Source organism: Geobacillus sp. PLS 41 (assembly GCF_056494105.1).
On the sequence record NZ_CM151395.1, the window covers coordinates 298,926 to 318,091 of the forward strand.

The window sequence follows — 19,166 nt, forward strand, 5'->3', positions numbered from 1 at the left end:
CTATACATAAAATAAAAAACGCTTCTAGCAGCTACCAGAAGCGTTGACTAGGAAGGAATGACGAACAGAGAGAGGACAAACAAGCACTCTCCGATCCCGCATCCCTCGTAGTCAAGCTATTTACGGTAGCTTGGTAGAAACTCCCGAGCCATATTCCCGGGATTATACGACGGAATTCAACAATATTCATGATTCCACGGCTATTGTATCAGCCTGAAGATGACCTGTCAAGAAAAAAAGACGAACATTTCTTTGGAAATGTTCGTCTTTTGTTCGTTTTTATTCCCACTCGATCGTTGCCGGAGGCTTGCTTGTAATGTCGTAGACGACGCGGTTGACATGCGGCACCTCATTGACGATGCGCGTTGAAATCCGCTCGAGCACATCCCACGGGATGCGCGCCCAATCGGCGGTCATCCCGTCAATCGAGGTCACCGCGCGGATGGCCACCGTATAATCGTACGTGCGGGCATCCCCCATCACCCCAACGCTGCGAATGTCGGGAAGGACGGTAAAGTATTGCCAAATTTCGCGGTCCAACCCCGCTTTTTTCACTTCTTCGCGCAAAATGGCGTCTGATTCGCGAACGATTTCCAATTTTTCTTCCGTCACTTCTCCAAGAACACGGATGCCAAGCCCTGGCCCCGGGAACGGCTGCCGCCAGACGATTTCGTCTGGGATTCCTAGTTGCGTGCCGAGTGCACGCACTTCGTCTTTAAACAGCGTATTGAGCGGTTCGATCAGTTCGAATTTCATATCTTCCGGCAAACCGCCGACATTATGATGCGATTTGATCGTTTGCGCCGTCGCCGTGCCGCTTTCGATAATGTCGGTATAGAGCGTCCCTTGCACCAAAAATTCAATGCCTTCAAGCTTGGCCGCCTCGTCGTCAAATACGTAAATAAACTCGTTGCCGATGATTTTCCGCTTTTGTTCCGGGTCCGTAACCCCTTTGAGTTTCGCCAAAAAGCGGTCTTTCGCATCGACTTTGATGACGTTCATCTGGAATTGCTCACGGAACGTCTTCATGACGCTTTCGGCTTCACCTTTGCGCAAAAGGCCATGGTCGACGAAAATACAAGTAAGTTGATCGCCAATGGCGCGGTGCACCAAAACGGCAGCAACCGACGAATCGACTCCGCCGCTTAAGGCGCACAGCACTTTTTTTCCGCCCACTTGTTCACGGATGCGGCGCACCTGCTCATCAATAAAGTTTTCCATCGTCCAGTCGCCCCGGCAGCCGCACACCTCAAAGACAAATTTCTTCAATAGATCATTGCCGTAGACCGAGTGGCGCACTTCGGGATGAAACTGCACTCCATACCACTTCCGCCGTTCATCGCTCATCGCAGCAATCGGGCACGAAGGGCTCGTCGCATCGACAGCGAAACCAGCCGGCGGAGCGGTCACCAAATCGCCGTGGCTCATCCAAACGACTTGCTCGTCCGGCAAACCATGAAAAAGCAAAGAATCGTTTTTCACTTGGATGAGCGCTTTGCCGTATTCACGGTGCGTCGCTTTTTCCACCTTACCTCCTAAATGGTGCGCCATCAGCTGCATCCCGTAGCAAATCCCTAAAATCGGCAGCCCCAGCTCAAAAATCGCTGGGTCGCATGTAAACGCTCGTTCATCATACACGCTGTTTGGACCGCCCGAGAAAATGATTCCTTTGGCGTTCAGCGCACGAATTTCCTCAGCACGGATCGTGTGCGGATGCAGTTCGCTGTAGACACCAAACTCTCGGATGCGGCGGGTAATCAGCTGGTTATATTGACTGCCAAAGTCCAAGACGACGATCATTTCTTGGTTCATGTTTTCCACCCCGTCAAAAAAATAACGCTGCCATTGCCCAAAACATGGATGAAGGCAGAATAGCAGCGTCTTCTGCCTTCATAGTCGGGCCGTTTACGGCGGCCCGGTAGAGACGCGCAAGCCATATTCTTGCGCTTATATGAAGGGCTTTCGTCTATCCGTATGCAAATTTGAGTTCATTCTATCAACTTGCCAGCATACGGTCAAGAGATCGTCCTTTTTATTAAATTTTCCCACAATTCCACCGCTTCACGGACATTGGCTTCCTTGATTCCCGTTCCGTATACGGCGCGTTCATATAGTTTCGTCAACCGATTCATTTCATCTGTTTCAAACAGGCGATCCACTTCGGCGGCGTATTGACGCAGCGTTTCATGCGGCCGACGCTTAAGTCCATAATCTTGCAAATGGCGAAGAAGCGCCCCGTACGCAGAAATGAGCCAGGCGGCCCCATCGAGTTTCCGGCGGCGGAACCGAAACAGCGTAAAGCGCGGCCACCATTTCCGCCTTGTCGCATAGGCCGCTCCGCCCAACACGGCCAACACGACCAGCGTGGTCAACCCCATTTTCCACGACCAAACATCCGCCAGCTTCTCCCACCAATGCTCCCCCTGTGCCGTCGAAGGTTGCTCAAGTAATTGATCGAGCGGCACACGCGGCGTTTCCCGTTCTTCCGGCTGCAGCTGTGGTTCTGGCTCCTCTGGATTCGAAGCGGCAAGCGAGAACGCATATGGATTGACAAACCCTTGCGTCGGTTCAAATGGCACCCAGCCGATGCCTTCAAAATACACTTCGACCCATGAATGGGCGTCGTTGTTGCGCACTTCATAAACCGATTGCCCGTCTTGTTCCCCAACCAACCGTCCGGATGTGTACCCTTTCACCCAGCGCGCTGGAATGCCCAGTGTGCGGACGAGCACCGCCATCGAGGTGGAAAAATTGTCGCAATACCCTTGCTTCGTCTCAAATAAAAACTGGTCGACGTAATCTTGATCAGGCCCGGGAACAGCGACGTCCGTCGTTTCGTACGTGTATCCGTTCAGATGGAAGTATTGCTCGATCGCTTTTACCTTGTCGTACACGGTTTCTTTTCCATCAGTAATTTGCTTCGCCAACTCGCGAACCCGCTGCGGAAGCGTCTCTGGCAATTGCGTATAACGTTTCAAAAAGGGCGGGTCTTGGACAGGAGGCGCGGCGCGCAATGCCTCAATCGGAAAATCTGGCTCCATATACGTCAGCATATACTGACGGATCGGAAGCGCGTTGGCGTTTTGATCGCTCGTATAAATTTTTTCCGTCGCCATATGCATGCGGTAGACGATATGGTCAGACGTTTGCACCTGTTGCAAGCCGAGCGGATAGACGAGATGAAACGCCTGGTCTTGGCGGGTGATTTCCGCCGTCTGCTCGACCGTCTTGACTTTGTCGCTCCACCATTCATACCTAATCAGCTCACCGTTTCCAAACGACTGGACTTGTTCGCTTTGAAACGCTTCCCACCCTTTTCCCGTGTAAATGTCTTTCGTTTCGACGCGCCAATAATGACGGCCTTGGTCTTTGGCAATGAAAACGACGGCATCATCAGCAATAAACGGCCCGCCGAGGCGGGAATCATTTTGCCCATATCCCACTTTTGCCACACCAGGAGAAGGTGAGTCATCGTTCGTTTCTTCCGGCTGGGCGTGATAGCTGCGGATAAACGCCACCGGATCCGGCCATTGCGGCGGCAGCTTCGGACCCGCATACCCAACCGCAAGAGCGACGGCAGGAATGAATAGAGCGGCCGCCCGCCACTTTCCGATGCGAAAAGACGGCGCTTTTGCCTGCAGCTCTTCGCCCTGGAGCCAAACGAAGGCAAAAAAGCCGAGCGCAACAAGACGAAGGATCGCCCCGTTGCCGCTATATGGCAGAAACGTATCAAGCACAGCGATATACCCAACTGTCAACGCGTATGGGACAAACCACCGATTCCGCCGTACAATAAGCCAATGCAACAGGAACGAAACGGCCCATAACAGCAGAAAAAAGACAAAGGTGCGCAGCGCATCACCCGGCATAGAAGACCGGTCGCCCAACAACCAGACGGTGCTATCCCGCCAAAGTGCATGAGGCAAAGCGGCGATCGAAGCAAAAGAAAATAGACGAGAAAGCGCCCACCATATATAAACCATTTTCCCGAGCGCGGAAAGCCATATGGGAACACGGAGCAAATGAAGTCCGAAACAAAGGGCGACAAATGATACAAACACGCCTATATGCGCTGTATCGGTGACGGCCTCTAACGGCCAAAGCCATTCCGTGAGCAGCCAAGCGGCTAGGGCGTTAGACAGCACGGTAGATAACATGTTTGCCCCTAACGGTCTCATCCGTCTCCTCCTCCTTGCCGGACGGTTTGCAACGCCTGCGGGTCAATGCGCGATACGTACACTCCGCTGCGGCGAAGCCTGTCCGCCCAATTCCGCTCATCCTCTCCCCATTCACGGTTGACAACATACAGAACAATATGGCGTTTTGGCGCCATTGCTCGCAGCTGCCCGGCCAACTGGGCGGACAACGCGGACGTCACAATGATGCAACCAGCAGCCGTCCTCCAGTTCGCCTCCTCAGCTAAAACATGCGCGAGCGGCTCTTGGCCGCCGACGTCCACTTCCGCCAACCGGAGAAGAATCGACTGCCACTGTCCGTCATGGCGGCGCGGCGCTAAGAAAGAACGCTCTTTTCCAGCAACGAGCATCCCGACCGGCACCCCTTCATCTATCAACGCCTTCGATACGGAAGCCGCTAACGTGACAAGCTCCTCAAACCATGGAGACGCGGCGCCGTCGAGCACAACGATCCAATCGTCATTGCGCTGTTCATCAAACTCTTTGGTCATCAGTTCCTGTCTGCGCGCTGACGCCTTCCAATGCACCCACGACATTTTGTCCCCAGGCACGTATTCACGGGCGCCGGCCGCCACGGCCATATCGCGGCGATAGGCAAGCGTGCGCGCAGCTTTTCCTTGGGCAAACCATTCGCGCACCATCTCAGGCGGCCATTCGATATAACGTGGATAGACGATGACCGTGCACGGGGCATAAAACGATGCCGTTTTGTTCACCCAGCCAAAGACATCGCGCGCTTCCAAGCGAACAGCTTCCAATTGATGACGGCCGCGCGGCAAGGAAAGCGGCCATGTACAAGAAAGATGGCGGCGAAACGGCCAAGCAATCGCAATCATCTCTCCTCCGTGCTTCCACCCTTCCTCAGCAACAGCAAGCGCCGCCAGCGGAACCGCCCACGGCAACTCGATACGAACCATCACCGGAATCGATTCACCCGCATGGTAGCGCCGCGCCGGCACCGTCCGGCTTACCGCGGCGCGTCGAAGCGGATACATCGCGACCAAGAACGCATACAAACCGAACGGCAAAAAGCTGTAAAACAAAAACCAGCTGACAAATCCACCTTGAAACATGGCGTAGGAAAACAAGATTGCGGTCAACAGCAACAATCCAATAAGCGGGAGCCAACGCCTCCCCTTCTTCATTCGCTTCGCGTTCATCGCTTTTATCTCCGCCCTTGCACCGGCACCGGCGTACGGGAAACAAGCTGACTGACGACCATTTCAGCATCAAGCTTGTCCCATTTCGCTTCCGGGCGAATAAGCAGGCGATGAGCCAGCACATAGGGAGCAAGGTGCTGCACATCATCGGGGATGACAAAATCGCGGCCATGGATGAACGCGTACGCTTGCGCCGCCTTCATCAAAGCGACGGACCCGCGCGGGCTGACGCCTAAATAGACCGCTTCATGCTGACGGCTTTGCTGGATAAGATCGACGATATATCGTTTCACGGTATCGCTCACATGCACGTCGGCTACCTTTCGTTGCAACGCAAGCAATTCATCAAGCGACATCACCGGGCCGATCTCCGCCAGCGGTGCCGTCTTTTCTAGACGGTTTAACATTTCGATTTCCTCGTCAGGGGACGGATAGCCCATGTGCAATTTCAACAAAAACCGGTCAAGCTGGGCCTCGGGGAGCGGGTACGTTCCTTCATACTCAATCGGATTTTGCGTCGCCATCACCAAAAACGGCTGCGGCAACACCCGGGTGACACCATCCACCGTCACACTTCCTTCTTCCATCGCCTCAAGCAGCGCCGACTGCGTTTTCGGCGACGTCCGGTTAATCTCATCAGCCAACACAATATGAGCGACAATCGGGCCGGGCTTGTACTCAAACTGCCGTTCTTTTGGATTATAGACGGAAACGCCGATCACATCGCTCGGCAGCAAATCCGGCGTAAACTGAATGCGCTTGAGCTCCACGTTGAATGATTTCGCCAGCGCGCGCACAAGCATCGTCTTGCCGACGCCCGGCACATCTTCAAGCAACACATGGCCCTTGGCCAACAGCGCCGTTAAACTGAGCACAATGACATTGCGTTTTCCGACAATGACTTGTTCAATATTGCGGACAACTTGCTCAAGCGGGGAAAGCAACGGTTCGTTGATCGTCATGACATCAAACTCCTTTTATGGTGATCAATGGGACTTTTAGGAGTAGGCACTATCTAGTTTCTACTATTAATATAATATCGAATATACACAACTTTTGGAATGGATTTGCAACAAAGGGGAGAAGGAGAAAAAAAGGGAGAAGTCAAAAATGAAAACGCCCATCCCACGGAAGCGGGATGAGCGCTTTTCCCTTAAATCATTTTCTCCGGCCTCACCCATTCTTCGTACTGCTCAGCTGTCACATACCCGGTTTTCAATGCCGCTTCCTTGAGCGTCAACCCTTCGCGATGGGCGAGCTTCGCGATTTCCGCCGCCCGGTCGTAGCCGATACGCGGGCTCAACGCCGTCACGAGCATGAGTGAGCGGTCCACGTATTCTTTCATTTTCGCTTCGTTCGCCTCCAGCCCTTGGGCGCACCGTTCATCAAACGAGCGGATCACATCGCCGAGTAGCTGCACGGACTGAATGGCGTTATAGGCGATGACCGGCTTGAACACATTTAATTGGAAGTTGCCTTGGCTCGCCGCAAAGCCGATCGTGGCGTCATTGCCGAACACTTGCACAGCGACCATCGTCATCGCTTCGCTTTGCGTTGGATTCACTTTCCCCGGCATGATCGAGCTTCCGGGTTCATTGGCTGGAATCGTGATCTCCCCGAGCCCGGAGCGCGGCCCGCTCGCCAGCCAGCGGATATCGTTGGCGATTTTCATCAAATCGGCGGCGAGCGCTTTCAACGCTCCGTGGACATACACGATCTCATCATGGCTTGTCAGCGCATGGAATTTATTGGTTGACGAACGGAACGGATAGCCCGTCTGCGTTTTTAGCTGCTCGGCCACTTGCTCGCCAAATCCCGGCGGCGCATTGATTCCGGTGCCAACCGCCGTGCCGCCGATCGCCAAATCAAGCAGCTTCTCACTCGCCTCCATGATCATCGCCTTGCTTTTCTCAAGCATCGCCCGCCAACCGGAAATCTCCTGCCCAAATGTGAGCGGCGTCGCGTCTTGCAAGTGGGTGCGCCCGATTTTGATCGTCTTCCCATATTGGCGTTCTTTGGTCGCGAATGTCCCGATCAAGCCATCAAGCGCTGGCAGGAGGTGCGTTTGGATCTTCGTGAAGATCGCGATATGCATCACAGTTGGGAATGTGTCGTTCGAGCTTTGCGACATGTTCACATCATCGTTCGGGTGAATGCGCCCTTCCCCCTCATCCAGCAGCTCGCTCGCCCGTCTCGCCACGACTTCATTGACGTTCATGTTCGTCTGCGTCCCGCTTCCCGTCTGCCAGACGACGAGCGGGAAATGCTCATCCCATTGGCCCGCCAAAATTTCCTCGCACGCGGCGACAATTGCCCGCTGCTTCGCTTCGCTCAACTTCCCGGCTCGGTGGTTGACGATGGCCGCCGCTTTTTTCAGCTCGGCATACGCATAGATCAATTCCAACGGCATTGTTTCCGTGCCGATGTGAAAGTTTTGCCGGCTTCGCTCCGTCTGCGCCCCCCAGTACTTATCAGCCGGCACCTGCACCTCACCGAGCGAATCGCGTTCAATCCGCACGTTCATTCCATTCTCCTCCTTTGGATATCGCCTTTCCATTTCTAATTTTACCCAAAATCACAATCGACAATGAAACAAATGAGCAGGCAAAACGTCTAACTGAGAAAGGGGGAAACGACATGAAAAATAGATGGCTATGGCTCCTCATCGCTGTATGGCTGTCCGGTTGCCAATCGGGCGACATCCAACCGCCTGACTTACGATTGGCCGTCGACGGAGAGACAATCGACCACCGCCTCGGAACATATACATGGTCAACAGGCGGCCGCGGAGTCGTGGCCGACGCTGCCGCCCCGCCGCTGCTCGTGAAAAACATGAATCCCTATCCGGTTGCCCCTGGGGCAAAATTACACCTCCAATTTGACGACCGCCCGTTGACGATCGAAGCGGGTGTATGGAACGGCGGAGATGCCGACTGGCGCCCGGTGCAAAACGGAATCATTACTCTTCCGGAAAAGAAAGGGGCATACATTTATGCCATTCACGCCTCTTGGAAAAAAGGGGATGCGATTTATGCGTTTTTCATTGAGGTGCGATAACTAGCACAGCGGAGGAAAAGGTGCAATAGAATAGCGATATGAGGGAGAAACAACAGCTGCCCTTCACCCGATCAGCGGCTGTAAGAACACCTGGCTGAGGCATATATAGTCAAAAAGAAAAAGAACACCGGGGAAACCCCCAGTGTTCCAAGGCTTTTGCGGCGAGATTACATCATGCCGCCCATATCCGGCATGTTGTTGTTGCCTTTGTTTTCTTCCGGTTTGTCGGCAACGACCGCTTCTGTCGTCAAGACCATGGCGGCGACAGAGGCAGCGTTTTGCAGCGCCGAACGAGTGACTTTCGTCGGGTCCACGATGCCAGCTTCGATCATGTCGACCCATTCACCTGTTGCCGCGTTGAAGCCGATGCCCGGTTTTTCGTTTTTCAGGCGCTCAACGATGATCGAGCCTTCCAGACCAGCGTTTTGCGCGATTTGACGAACCGGTTCTTCGATTGCGCGCAAGACGATTTTCACGCCGGTTGCTTCATCGCCTTCCGCTTCGATGGCCGCGACTTTGCTGTAGACATTCATCAATGCCGTACCGCCGCCAGCGACAATGCCTTCTTCAACAGCCGCACGAGTCGAGTTGAGCGCGTCTTCGATGCGCAGTTTGCGTTCTTTCAATTCCGTTTCTGTCGCTGCGCCCACTTTGATGACCGCTACGCCGCCAGCGAGTTTCGCCAAGCGTTCTTGCAGTTTTTCGCGGTCGAATTCCGAAGTCGTTTCTTCAAGCTGCGCACGGATTTGGTTGATGCGCGCTTTGATGCGCTCCGAATCGCCAGCGCCTTCGACGATCGTCGTCGTTTCTTTCGTAACAACAACTTTCGACGCACGGCCGAGCGAAGCGATCGTTGTCGATTTCAGTTCGCGGCCGAGCTCTTCGGAGATGACTTCACCGCCCGTTAAAATCGCGATGTCTTCGAGCATCGCTTTGCGGCGGTCACCGAAGCCAGGCGCTTTGACAGCTACCGCATTGAACGTGCCGCGCAGTTTGTTGACAACAAGCGTCGCCAATGCTTCGCCTTCAACATCTTCCGCAATGATCAAGAGCGGACGGCCTTGTTGCACGACTTGCTCAAGAACAGGCAACAGTTCTTGAATGCTCGATACTTTTTTGTCCGTGATGAGGATGTACGGATTTTCAAGGACAGCTTCCATTTTTTCCGTATCCGTAATCATGTACGGTGAAACGTAACCGCGGTCGAATTGCATCCCTTCGACAACGTCGAGTTCCGTCGTGAAGCCTTTCGACTCTTCAAGCGTGATAACGCCATCATTGCCAACGCGTTCCATCGCTTCAGCGATCAATTGGCCGACTTCTTCGTCAGCAGCCGAGATCGCAGCAACTTGGGCGATCGACTCTTTTCCTTTAATCGGTTTGGAGATGGCTTTCAATTCTTCAACCGCAACAGCAACCGCTTTTTCGATACCGCGACGGATGCCCATCGGGTTGGCACCAGCTGCTACGTTTTTCAAGCCTTCGCGGATCATCGCTTGAGCCAATACCGTAGCGGTTGTTGTACCGTCCCCAGCGATGTCGTTCGTTTTGCTGGCGACTTCAGCGACCAATTTCGCGCCCATGTTTTCAAACGGATCTTCGAGCTCGATTTCTTTCGCGATCGTTACCCCGTCATTCGTGATGAGCGGCGAACCGAATTTTTTCTCCAATACGACGTTGCGGCCTTTCGGACCTAATGTGACTTTCACTGCGTCTGCAAGTTTGTCCACCCCGCGCAACATCGCACGGCGCGCTTCTTCACTGAACTTGATTTGTTTTGCCATACCCCGTTACCTCCTTATGAAATTGTTGGACTGCGTGCCACAAGTTAAGTATCCGATTAAGTACCCAGTATGTTTTCGGAATGTTTATGTGATGAACGCATATATTAGCGGATGACAGCCAAAATATCGCTTTCGCGCAAAATTAAGTATTCTTTGCCGTCGTATTTCACTTCTGTGCCCGCATATTTCGAGAAGATAATGCGGTCGCCAACTTCGACTTCCGGCGCGATGCGTTGGCCGTTATCGAGCACGCGGCCTGCACCGACAGCAACAACGCGGCCTTCTTGCGGTTTTTCTTTCGCCGTATCCGGCAGAACGATACCGCTAGCCGTTTTTTCTTCTGTTTCCACGACTTCAATGACAATACGATCGCCTAATGGCTTCAACACGGGGAACAACCTCCTTAACGATAGTTTTCGCCGTTCTTATTAGCACTCATCACTATTGAGTGCTAACACACTTATAATATTAATGAACTTCTTTCAGTTTTGCAAGTAGGAAATGCAAAAAAATAACTGTTTTTCTCTCCTAAAGAAGAAAGAGCAAAAGGAGCCGGTTGTTTTGCCTCTACTCCCCATCCGCGCGGAGCCCGTTTTCATTATTTCACATTCCTCGGACTGATAAACGGCTCCGGTTAATTTTTTTTACGGCGGTGAGGTGGGATGCGAGGATGCAGTTTTCTTACTATTTTCGCCATACATGTGCTACAATACGGATATAATTTGAAATAAAAGGGGTAGAGGGTTTGAAACGCAACCACTGGTACGTCATCATCACGTATATCGTCATGCAGCTGTCCGCCTTTGTCGGCGTGCCGCTTCTTCGCGCCCTCGGCGTCGGCCAAGGAACGGAAAGCCGCCTCGAAGCCGCCAAACTGGCTTCCGGGTATTGGGCGATCATTAGTTTCCTGCTCGCTTTTGTCATTATCCTATGGCTGCTCCGCGGTGACCGCAACGAACGAATGATGCGGCGGCTGCCGCTTGCTTCCTCGTGGATGTGGGCGGTCTTGGGCGTCTTTTTGGCGCTCGCGGCCCAAAGCATCGCCGCCAACATCGAATGGCGGCTGCTCGGCATCAAACCAGGGTCGGAAAATACAAGGCAAATCATCGATATCATCCGCCTGACGCCGCTGCTTATCGTCGTCACCTCCGTCATCGGCCCGATTTTGGAAGAGCTCATCTTCCGCAAAATCATTTTCGGCTCGCTTTATGAAAAATACAACTTTTGGCTTGCTGCGCTTGTCAGTTCGCTTTTGTTTGCCATTGTCCATATGGAGCCGGAACATTTGCTTCTGTACACATCCATGGGGATGGTATTCGCGTTTTTATACGCAAAAACCGGACGCATTTTCGTACCGATTTTCGCCCATGTCGCCATGAATACGTTCGTCGTCGTCATGCAGACGCTATTGGCCGACGAGATTGAGAAAATGATGCGCCAGTCCGAGCTGCCGCTCGCCGTTTGGAGGGTTTGGCTATGATGCGAAACCCTCGGCTGTTTTCGCTTCTGTATTTCGTCTTAGGCTCAATGTTTACGTATTTGGCCATCGAAAGTGCTCATGAAACGGTTTGGAACGTCTCCACCATCGCTTTAGCGGCGCTCGCTGCCTTTGATTTCGGCACCGCCCTTCGCCTTCTTTTCGCCTCAAAACGCTGACCCCCTTCCCGTGATTCGCGCGGGAAGGGACCAGAACATCAATCCCATGACGGCGATCATATCGTGAAAATGGAAACAAAAAAACAAGAGGCCGGCCTCAAAACCCTGTTTTGCGGCTTTTGAGACAGCCCCTTCGTTTGGCCCGGCCTTGCTCGCTTTCCTCTCAATGTTTTTCGTCCCGCCTCACTCATTGCCTTCCTGCTCGACTGCTCGCTGCGCTTTCCGATAGCCGATGCGCGCCACCCAAATGCTTCCTTCATACAAAATGGTGAGCGGAATCATGACGATCACTTGCGACAACACATCCGGCGGCGTAATGACCGCCGCTAAAATAAGCAGCGCTAAATACGCATACTTGCGGATGCGAACAAGAAGCTGCGGCGTAATAAGCCCTAAGCGGGTAAAAAACAGCACAACAATCGGAAGCTGAAATACGATGCCAAACGGCAGCACGAGCTGAAGCAAAAACTGAAAATATTCATTAATGCCGATCATTTGTTGAACCCCTAGTTGGTCAGCCAGCTGGCTCATAAATCGAACGACAAACGGAAACAAGACGAAATAAGCGAAGCTGACGCCTGCTAAAAAAAGAACGATCGACGCCGGGATATAGCTTAACGTCACTTTCCGCTCTTTTTCATACAGACCGGGGCTGACAAACGCCCAAATTTGATACAACAGCACCGGAGCCGACAGCACAGCTGCGATGACAAAGGCAAACTGAAAATACACTTTAATCGGATCGGTGAGGCGGAAGGCGTTCATGGTCAAATGCTTCGCCTCGGCCGTTCGCTGCAAATACAAAATGACATCATCGACAAAAAAGAAACTAACGACAAGCGCCGCAGCAAAAAAGATGAGCACGATGATGAGCCGTTTTCGCAGTTCACCCAGATGCTCATACACCGACATTTCTTTGTCATTCATTGTTTCTCCATCCTGCCTTGTCATCGGTCGGTTTTCGTTTCTTCGTCATCAGCGAGCCCTTTTGTGGCGTCTTTAAACTCGCGAAGCGACTGGCCGAACGACCGCCCTAATTCTGGCAGCTTTTTCGTGCCAAACAGCAACAAAATCACAGCAACGAGCAACAAATATTTCATGTGTTGTTCTCTCCTTTTACGATGGCGATGGATAGTTTTTCAAAAAATAGACGAGCGACTGCAGCTCAATGGCTAAATCGATATGATGGACGCGAATATGGTTCGGCACGTTCAACCGCGCCGGAGTAAAGTTTAAAATGCCTTTAATTCCTTGGGCGACAAGGCGGTCGGTCAGCGCTTGAGCCGCGGCGGCCGGCACGGTTAAAATGGCGACCGGGATGTTTTCGTGAAGCCGCTCCTCCAACTCATCGAGATGATAGACCGGCACCCCGCCGACTGTCGTTCCTACTTTCCGCTCATCGACATCAAACGCCATCACGATTTTCGTATTGTTGTTTTTCGAAAAATTATAGTTTAAAAAGGCGGTGCCTAAATTGCCGACGCCAAACAAGGCGACTTCGGTCACCTCATCCTCTTCAAGCGTCCGGCGGAAAAACGACAACAAATAATTGACATTATACCCGTATCCCTTTTTACCAAGCGCGCCAAAATAGGAGAAATCGCGGCGGATCGTCGCCGGATCGACTTTCACCGCCTCGCTCAACTCGGCAGAGGAGACGCGTTGCTTGCCGGAAGCGTGCAAGTTTTTCAAAAACCGATAGTAAAGCGGCAGCCGTTTGGCGGTTGCCTGCGGAATTTTCGGTTGTTCGTTGCTCATGATCTCATCCCCTAGCTAATCGGTTTTCCGTCGGTAATGGCCAGACTTCCCGCCCGTTTTTTCGACCAAATACGTCGGACCGATGACCATTCCTTTATCAAGCGCCTTGCACATATCGTACACTGTCAACGCACAGACCGAAGCGGCCGTCAGCGCTTCCATTTCCACTCCTGTGCTCCCTTTCGTTTTCACCGTTGCCGTGATGACGAGCTTATGCGCTTCTCCATCGTTTTCCCAAGCAAAAGCAATGTCCACACCCTTTAACATAAGCGGGTGACACATTGGAATAAGGTCAGCTGTCTTCTTCGCCGCCATCACCCCCGCCACTTGAGCGACGGCGAGCACATCCCCTTTCTCGATCGCATTGCTCGTCATTTTTTCGTAAATTTCCCGGCTGACAGTCACGCTCGTTTGCGCCACAGCCACTCGCACAGTATCTTCTTTGTGCGTAATATCAACCATTTTCGCGCGCCCTTGTTCATTGAAATGAGTGAACGATGACAATACAATCTCCTCCATTTATACACTATACACGATTTTTCATCATTCGTCTTTGACCGTTTTCGCGACTTGCGTTAAACTATTCGCGAGGTGACGGACATGATCATTTTGCAAGTGCACGGGCTCACGAAATATTTCGGCGCTGACCTTATTTTATCGAATATAAAACTAGAAATACAGTCCCGCGACCGAATCGCCCTTGTCGGCCGCAACGGAGCGGGAAAATCGACATTGTTGAAAATCATCGCCGGTGAACTCTCTTTCGACAGCGGCAAAATCATCAAACCAAACCATATCAAAATCGGCTATTTGGCGCAAAACAGCGGGCTCGACTCGCCGCGTTCCATTTGGGACGAAATGCTTGAGGTATTCACCCCGCTTCTAGGACTCGAAAAACAGCTCGCCGAACTCAGCATGCAACTCGGCGACCCGGACGTACTCGCCGATCCCGCTCGCTATGAAAAAACGCTGAAAATGTATGACGAGCTGCAAGAACAATACAAAGAACAAGGCGGCTACCAATACGAAGCCGACATCCGCTCCGTTTTGCACGGGCTGCAGTTTTCCTCATATGATTATAAAACTACGCCGGTCTCGTCGTTAAGCGGCGGACAGCGGACGCGGCTTGCCCTTGGGAAATTGCTGTTGTCCAAGCCGGATTTATTGATTTTGGACGAGCCGACGAACCATTTGGATCTTGAGACGCTTGCCTGGCTGGAGCAGTACTTGCAAGCCTATCCCGGTGCCGTCCTGGTTGTTTCCCACGACCGCTACTTTTTAGACAAAATCGTCACCGACGTATACGAACTGTCGAATGCCACGCTCAAACACTATGCCGGCAACTACAGCCGCTATTTGGAGTTGCGGGCCGAGCAATACGAACAAGAGTTAAGACGGTACGAGAAACAGCAAGAAGAAATCGCCCGACTCCAAGACTTCATCCAGCGCAACATCGCACGTGCCTCGACGGCCAAACGGGCGCAAAGCCGGCGAAAGCAACTGGAAAAAATAGAACGGCTCGAACGGCCTGTCGGCGATGAAAAATCAGCCTCCTTTTCGTTCTCGATCGATCGACCGAGCGGCTATGAAGTGCTCACCGCTGAAGACATAGCCGTTGGCTATGACGACGGTGCACCCATCATCCGCCAAATCAGCTTCCGCATCACGCGCGGCGAAAGCGTCGCCCTAGTCGGGCCGAACGGCATCGGCAAGTCGACATTGCTGAAGGCGATCGCCCGAAAACTCCCTATCCAAACAGGAGAGCTCCGCTACGGCGCAAACGTCCAAATCGGCTATTACGATCAAGACCAAGCTGATTTGTCATCGAACAAACGGGTGCTTGACGAGCTGTGGGACGCCTACCCCGAAAAGACGGAAAAAGAAATTCGCACCGTGCTCGGCAACTTCCTGTTTTCCGGCGATGACGTTTTAAAACCGGTCTCCGCTTTAAGCGGCGGGGAGAAAGCACGCCTTTCGCTCGCCAAGCTGATGCTGCAAAAAGCAAATGTCCTTCTTTTGGACGAACCGACAAACCATCTCGACCTTGACAGCAAAGAAGTGCTCGAGCAAGCGCTCATCGACTACCCGGGAACGATTTTGTTCGTTTCCCACGACCGCTATTTCATCAACCGAATCGCAACAAAGGTGTTTGAACTTTCCAGCGGAGGCCTAACGGAATACTTAGGCGACTATGATTACTACATCGCCAAAAAAGAAGAAATGCGCGAATTGGCGCTCCTGAACGTCCGCCCGACAGAAACGGCAAGTGATTCTGCCAAAACGACATACGAGCAAGAAAAAGAGGAAAAAAAACGACGGCGCCAGCGCCAACGCCGCTTGGATGAAATCGAAGCCGAGATTGCAGCGCTTGAAGCACAAATCGCTGAGATCGAGCAAAAACTTTGTGATCCATCCGTTTACGGCGACTATGAGACGATGCAACGATTGACGCAAGAAAACGACGAGCGGAAGCAGCGAGTCGAAACGTTATTGGCCGAATGGGAACAGCTTTATACTTCACTATAACCGACAACCCGCCTCTAGTTTCGGCGGGTTGTTCTTTAGTTAGTCACATTATCCACAAAAGAATCCACAATTTCCACCATGGAATATAAGTTATTCACCAACTTTTCCACATTATCCACAAAAAACATCTTCCTTTTGCACAAAAATCGCTGTGTATTGTTTTTCTTATGTTGATCATGTTTTACCGCTTTTTCCACATTGTCCACAGATTTGTGGATAAAAATATACACAAACTTTTTTCACATGAAAACAAAAAGGACGATCCGTTTGCCTGCCGCAAACGGATCGCCCTTCGGTGTCTTTCGCGTTTCAGCCAACTGCCTAGACAAGCGGCAAGCTTGGATTGGCGTTGAGCGCCAAATCAGCCCGCTTTCCTTGTTGATATAACACTGTTCCCGCAACGGCAATCATCGCAGCATTATCGGTGCATAGCGATAACGGCGGGATGACAAGCTCCACATCGGGGAGCTCTTTCATTTTATCCTGCAGTGCAGCCCGCAGCCCGCGGTTGGCCGCCACCCCCCCGGCGAGCAGCACTTGCCGTACGCGGTATTCTTTGGCGGCCTGCACCGTTTTCGTCACCAGCACATCGACGACGCTGGCCTGAAAGCTCGCGGCCATCTGTCTCGGATCGATCTCCTCGCCGCGCTGCTTCGCGTTGTGGAGCGCATTGAGAACCGCCGATTTTAAGCCGCTGAAGCTGAAATCATACGAACCTTCCTCAAGCCACGCTCGCGGCAAATCAATCACTGGCTCTCCCTCATGAGCCAGCCGGTCGATGTGCGGTCCTCCTGGGTACGGAAGGCCTAAAGCCCGCGCCACCTTGTCATACGCCTCACCGGCAGCGTCATCGCGCGTTTCACCGATCACCGCAAAATTCCCATGCTCCTTCATGAACACGAGTTCCGTATGACCACCGGAAACGACGAGCGCCAACAGCGGAAACTTCATTTCAGCCACTAATTGATTGGCGTAAATATGACCGGCGATATGATGCACCCCAATAAGCGGCAATCCATGGGCAAACGCTAACGCTTTCGCCGCGTTGACCCCGACAAGAAGCGCTCCGACAAGCCCCGGTCCGGCCGTCACCGCCACCGCATCAAGGCCCGCAAACGATACGCCGGCCTGCTGCATCGCTTCTTCAATAACGAGCGTAATTTGCTCCACATGATGGCGGGAAGCAATTTCCGGCACGACGCCGCCAAACCGCCGATGGCTTTCCATTTGCGACGCCACTACATTCGATAAAACCTCTCTTCCGTTTTTCACGACTGCTGCCGCCGTTTCATCGCAGCTCGTTTCAATGCCTAATACATATACGTCCTCATTCATCTCAGCTTCACCCACATGACTAACGCGTCTTCAAAGTTATCCGGATAATACCGTTTGCGAATGCCTCCGTTGCGAAACCCTAGCTTTCGGTACAGCGACTGGGCAACATGATTGGACACGCGCACCTCAAGCGTCATCGTCGCCGCCCCGTGCTGCCTGGCCATGTCCATCAAGCGCCGCATGAGCGCTTCACCAAGCTTTTGCCCACGAAACTGCGGCAACACGGCTACATTCGTCACATGCGCCTCATCGATGACAAGCCACATCCCACCATACCCGATGATCCGCCCGTTGTACACCATGACGATATATTTGGCGTAGCGGTTGTACATGAGCTCGTTGTAAAACGATTCACGGCTCCAAGGCGAAGTAAACGATGCCCGCTCGACTTGCACGACTTCATCAATGTCATGAATGGTCATTGGCCGAAATTGAACATTGATCCCCATCGTTCTGTTCCCCTTTTTGTTTCGCGAGCCATTTCGCCTCCGCCTCGGCAAGGCGGAGGTAGTTCGGCACAAACACATGGGCGTTCTCGCGCTCTTTTTGTTTGCCTAGCATCACCAACTCGCTCGGACGCGGCAACGCCAAAGACGGCGGGGCCACGTGAACCCGTTCGCCTAAATGACTTCGAAACAAATCACGATATAGCGGTGCATCCGCACCAATGAACAATACATCCTCTTCCCGCTCGCTCAACCGACGCGCCCACTCATCCGCCGCCACAATCCGGTCCTCCTCAAGACAGCGGAGCGCACCGCCTTCGTAGCGATAAAGCCCGGTGTAAATTTGTCCGCGCCGTGCGTCAAACAGCGGAACGATCACCCCAGGAAAATAACGGCCATTGGCGGCGAGCACCTCAAGGCTCGACACTCCGGCGATCGGAATACCGAGCGACCAGGCAAGCGTTTTCGCAATCGTCACGCCGATCCGCACCCCGGTATACGACCCCGGCCCTTTCGCTACAACGATTAAATCGAGATCTTTTGGAGCAACGTCACATCGTCGAAGCAACAACTCAATGGCTGGCATCGCCCGGGATGAATGGTCTTTTTTCACATTGGTGATGAATTCCCCTTTCACGACATCACCATCTACCAACGCAATGCCAAGCGGCATATTCGATGTATCAATTCCCAATACTTTCATGACGGAAAAATCTCCTTGCACAACTGTTCATAACGCTCCCCCGACGGCTCAAAGTGAAGCAACCGCTCATCGCCGCCACGATGAAACAAGAAAACGGTCAGCCGTTCCTCAGGCAACTGGCCGGCGATCAAATGCGCCCATTCAACAACCGTGACGCCATCGCCAGCAAAATATTCGTCAAATCCAAGATCTTCCCATTCATCTTCAAGTCGGTATACATCCATATGATAAAGCGGAAGCCGACCATCATATTGCTTAATAATGGTAAACGTCGGGCTATTGACCGTTTGCGTAATGCCCAGCCCTTCAGCAAGACCTTTCGTAAACGTCGTCTTTCCCGCCCCGAGATCACCTTCTAATGCGATGACCATTCCCGGCTCAAGATGTTCCGCCAGCCGGCGGGCCACCGACTTCGTTTCTTCCGGAGAATGCACCAAAATTTCAATTTTTTTCATTTTGTTCTACCTTATCCCCTTTTATCATCTTCACTCTTGCTTTTGAAATTGTATCATATCCGAACATCTTGCCGCCACTTCCAAAACGAA

The 19,166-nt window shown here is 52.6% G+C and carries 19 protein-coding genes and 2 riboswitches; of the genes, 4 read left to right on the plus strand and 15 right to left on the minus strand.

Going from position 1 to position 19,166, the window contains the following annotated elements; translation table 11 throughout:
* Window positions 1-88: 88 nt before the first annotated feature.
* Window positions 89-190: riboswitch (purine riboswitch) on the minus strand.
* Window positions 191-279: 89 nt separating this feature from the next.
* The 5 genes from guaA to fumC form a co-directional block, all read right to left on the minus strand.
* Complete coding sequence (gene guaA, locus ACVX3G_RS01305) at window positions 280-1,812, minus strand: glutamine-hydrolyzing GMP synthase (protein WP_015373805.1); 1,533 nt, start codon at window positions 1,810-1,812, stop codon at window positions 280-282.
* A 61-nt stretch (window positions 1,813-1,873) separates the two neighbouring features.
* Window positions 1,874-1,975: riboswitch (purine riboswitch) on the minus strand.
* 40 nt (window positions 1,976-2,015) lie between these two features.
* Window positions 2,016-4,178: a transglutaminase TgpA family protein gene (locus ACVX3G_RS01310; RefSeq protein ID WP_033024545.1), complete on the minus strand. Its 2,163-nt coding sequence runs from the start codon at window positions 4,176-4,178 to the stop codon at window positions 2,016-2,018.
* The gene (locus tag ACVX3G_RS01315; protein WP_479454562.1) at window positions 4,175-5,356 is read right to left on the minus strand and encodes a DUF58 domain-containing protein; all 1,182 of its coding nucleotides are present in this window, start codon (window positions 5,354-5,356) and stop codon (window positions 4,175-4,177) included. Before ACVX3G_RS01315 ends, ACVX3G_RS01310 begins: the two co-directional genes overlap by 4 nt.
* 5 nt (window positions 5,357-5,361) lie before the next feature.
* The gene (locus ACVX3G_RS01320) at window positions 5,362-6,318 is read right to left on the minus strand and encodes an AAA family ATPase (RefSeq protein WP_129447574.1); all 957 of its coding nucleotides are present in this window, start codon (window positions 6,316-6,318) and stop codon (window positions 5,362-5,364) included.
* A gap of 191 nt (window positions 6,319-6,509) precedes the next feature.
* Entirely contained in the window at window positions 6,510-7,880 is a 1,371-nt protein-coding gene (gene fumC / locus ACVX3G_RS01325) for a class II fumarate hydratase (RefSeq protein ID WP_015373800.1), read from the minus strand.
* A 113-nt stretch (window positions 7,881-7,993) separates the two neighbouring features.
* Here fumC and ACVX3G_RS01330 point away from each other — a divergent pair, with 113 nt between their 5' ends.
* Window positions 7,994-8,413 (plus strand): hypothetical protein, encoded by a 420-nt coding sequence (locus ACVX3G_RS01330; RefSeq protein WP_238981061.1) that lies wholly within the window; start codon window positions 7,994-7,996, stop codon window positions 8,411-8,413.
* A 167-nt stretch (window positions 8,414-8,580) separates the two neighbouring features.
* Here the strand turns inward: ACVX3G_RS01330 and groL are convergent, their stop codons facing one another.
* Together groL and groES are read right to left on the minus strand one after the other, a co-directional pair.
* Complete coding sequence (gene groL, locus ACVX3G_RS01335) at window positions 8,581-10,197, minus strand: chaperonin GroEL (protein WP_479454563.1); 1,617 nt, start codon at window positions 10,195-10,197, stop codon at window positions 8,581-8,583.
* Between the two features lie 104 nt (window positions 10,198-10,301).
* A complete protein-coding gene (gene groES, locus ACVX3G_RS01340) occupies window positions 10,302-10,586 on the minus strand; it encodes a co-chaperone GroES (RefSeq protein WP_013144057.1) in 285 nt (94 codons plus the stop codon).
* A gap of 356 nt (window positions 10,587-10,942) precedes the next feature.
* Between groES and ACVX3G_RS01345 the strand changes: the two genes are divergently transcribed.
* Together ACVX3G_RS01345 and ACVX3G_RS01350 are read left to right on the plus strand one after the other, a co-directional pair.
* Window positions 10,943-11,677: a lysostaphin resistance A-like protein gene (locus ACVX3G_RS01345; protein ID WP_479454564.1), complete on the plus strand. Its 735-nt coding sequence runs from the start codon at window positions 10,943-10,945 to the stop codon at window positions 11,675-11,677.
* The gene (locus ACVX3G_RS01350; RefSeq protein WP_013522803.1) at window positions 11,674-11,853 is read left to right on the plus strand and encodes a YdiK family protein; all 180 of its coding nucleotides are present in this window, start codon (window positions 11,674-11,676) and stop codon (window positions 11,851-11,853) included. The genes ACVX3G_RS01345 and ACVX3G_RS01350 overlap by 4 nt, the downstream gene beginning before the upstream one ends.
* Before the next feature lie 183 nt (window positions 11,854-12,036).
* Here ACVX3G_RS01350 and tatC read toward each other — a convergent pair whose 3' ends face one another.
* From tatC to moaC, 4 genes are read right to left on the minus strand one after another with little or no spacing between them, the layout of a single operon-like run.
* On the minus strand, window positions 12,037-12,780 hold the full coding sequence (tatC, locus tag ACVX3G_RS01355) for a twin-arginine translocase subunit TatC (RefSeq protein WP_011229753.1): 744 nt from the start codon (window positions 12,778-12,780) through the stop codon (window positions 12,037-12,039).
* 20 nt (window positions 12,781-12,800) lie between these two features.
* Entirely contained in the window at window positions 12,801-12,953 is a 153-nt protein-coding gene (gene tatA / locus ACVX3G_RS01360; RefSeq protein WP_013144052.1) for a twin-arginine translocase TatA/TatE family subunit, read from the minus strand.
* Between the two features lie 16 nt (window positions 12,954-12,969).
* Window positions 12,970-13,611 carry a redox-sensing transcriptional repressor Rex gene (locus tag ACVX3G_RS01365; RefSeq protein ID WP_013144051.1) on the minus strand — a complete coding sequence of 214 codons (642 nt, stop codon included), beginning with the start codon at window positions 13,609-13,611 and terminating at the stop codon, window positions 12,970-12,972.
* A 15-nt stretch (window positions 13,612-13,626) separates the two neighbouring features.
* The gene (gene moaC / locus ACVX3G_RS01370; protein ID WP_011229750.1) at window positions 13,627-14,115 is read right to left on the minus strand and encodes a cyclic pyranopterin monophosphate synthase MoaC; all 489 of its coding nucleotides are present in this window, start codon (window positions 14,113-14,115) and stop codon (window positions 13,627-13,629) included.
* Between the two features lie 96 nt (window positions 14,116-14,211).
* On the opposite strand from moaC, the gene ACVX3G_RS01375 reads away from it, so the two are divergent.
* Window positions 14,212-16,137, plus strand: coding sequence for an ABC-F family ATP-binding cassette domain-containing protein (locus tag ACVX3G_RS01375; RefSeq protein ID WP_015373796.1), 1,926 nt, complete (start codon window positions 14,212-14,214; stop codon window positions 16,135-16,137).
* Window positions 16,138-16,458: 321 nt separating this feature from the next.
* On the opposite strand, the gene tsaD is transcribed toward ACVX3G_RS01375, so the two are convergent.
* From tsaD to tsaE, 4 genes are read right to left on the minus strand one after another with little or no spacing between them, the layout of a single operon-like run.
* On the minus strand, window positions 16,459-17,472 hold the full coding sequence (gene tsaD / locus ACVX3G_RS01380) for a tRNA (adenosine(37)-N6)-threonylcarbamoyltransferase complex transferase subunit TsaD (RefSeq protein ID WP_013144049.1): 1,014 nt from the start codon (window positions 17,470-17,472) through the stop codon (window positions 16,459-16,461).
* A complete protein-coding gene (rimI, locus tag ACVX3G_RS01385; protein ID WP_011229747.1) occupies window positions 17,469-17,921 on the minus strand; it encodes a ribosomal protein S18-alanine N-acetyltransferase in 453 nt (150 codons plus the stop codon). Before rimI ends, tsaD begins: the two co-directional genes overlap by 4 nt.
* Window positions 17,881-18,621 (minus strand): tRNA (adenosine(37)-N6)-threonylcarbamoyltransferase complex dimerization subunit type 1 TsaB, encoded by a 741-nt coding sequence (gene tsaB / locus ACVX3G_RS01390; protein WP_011229746.1) that lies wholly within the window; start codon window positions 18,619-18,621, stop codon window positions 17,881-17,883. Before tsaB ends, rimI begins: the two co-directional genes overlap by 41 nt.
* Complete coding sequence (gene tsaE / locus ACVX3G_RS01395; RefSeq protein ID WP_015373794.1) at window positions 18,618-19,076, minus strand: tRNA (adenosine(37)-N6)-threonylcarbamoyltransferase complex ATPase subunit type 1 TsaE; 459 nt, start codon at window positions 19,074-19,076, stop codon at window positions 18,618-18,620. Before tsaE ends, tsaB begins: the two co-directional genes overlap by 4 nt.
* Window positions 19,077-19,166 lie beyond the last annotated feature (90 nt).

Excerpts from the sequence above, each read along its gene's own strand:
- ACVX3G_RS01310 (WP_033024545.1), bottom strand. The coding sequence starts at position 4,178 with ATGAGACCGTTAGGGGCAAACATGTTATCTACCGTGCTGTCTAACGCC.
- ACVX3G_RS01315 (WP_479454562.1), bottom strand. The coding sequence starts at position 5,356 with ATGAACGCGAAGCGAATGAAGAAGGGGAGGCGTTGGCTCCCGCTTATT.
- tatC (WP_011229753.1), bottom strand. The coding sequence starts at position 12,780 with ATGAATGACAAAGAAATGTCGGTGTATGAGCATCTGGGTGAACTGCGA.
- guaA (WP_015373805.1), bottom strand. The coding sequence starts at position 1,812 with ATGAACCAAGAAATGATCGTCGTCTTGGACTTTGGCAGTCAATATAAC.
- tsaE (WP_015373794.1), bottom strand. The coding sequence starts at position 19,076 with ATGAAAAAAATTGAAATTTTGGTGCATTCTCCGGAAGAAACGAAGTCG.
- fumC (WP_015373800.1), bottom strand. The coding sequence starts at position 7,880 with ATGAACGTGCGGATTGAACGCGATTCGCTCGGTGAGGTGCAGGTGCCG.
- ACVX3G_RS01375 (WP_015373796.1), top strand. The coding sequence starts at position 14,212 with ATGATCATTTTGCAAGTGCACGGGCTCACGAAATATTTCGGCGCTGAC.
- tatA (WP_013144052.1), bottom strand. The coding sequence starts at position 12,953 with ATGAAATATTTGTTGCTCGTTGCTGTGATTTTGTTGCTGTTTGGCACG.
- ACVX3G_RS01330 (WP_238981061.1), top strand. The coding sequence starts at position 7,994 with ATGAAAAATAGATGGCTATGGCTCCTCATCGCTGTATGGCTGTCCGGT.
- groL (WP_479454563.1), bottom strand. The coding sequence starts at position 10,197 with ATGGCAAAACAAATCAAGTTCAGTGAAGAAGCGCGCCGTGCGATGTTG.
- tsaB (WP_011229746.1), bottom strand. The coding sequence starts at position 18,621 with ATGAAAGTATTGGGAATTGATACATCGAATATGCCGCTTGGCATTGCG.
- ACVX3G_RS01365 (WP_013144051.1), bottom strand. The coding sequence starts at position 13,611 with ATGAGCAACGAACAACCGAAAATTCCGCAGGCAACCGCCAAACGGCTG.
- tsaD (WP_013144049.1), bottom strand. The coding sequence starts at position 17,472 with ATGAATGAGGACGTATATGTATTAGGCATTGAAACGAGCTGCGATGAA.
- ACVX3G_RS01320 (WP_129447574.1), bottom strand. The coding sequence starts at position 6,318 with ATGACGATCAACGAACCGTTGCTTTCCCCGCTTGAGCAAGTTGTCCGC.
- rimI (WP_011229747.1), bottom strand. The coding sequence starts at position 17,921 with ATGGGGATCAATGTTCAATTTCGGCCAATGACCATTCATGACATTGAT.
- ACVX3G_RS01350 (WP_013522803.1), top strand. The coding sequence starts at position 11,674 with ATGATGCGAAACCCTCGGCTGTTTTCGCTTCTGTATTTCGTCTTAGGC.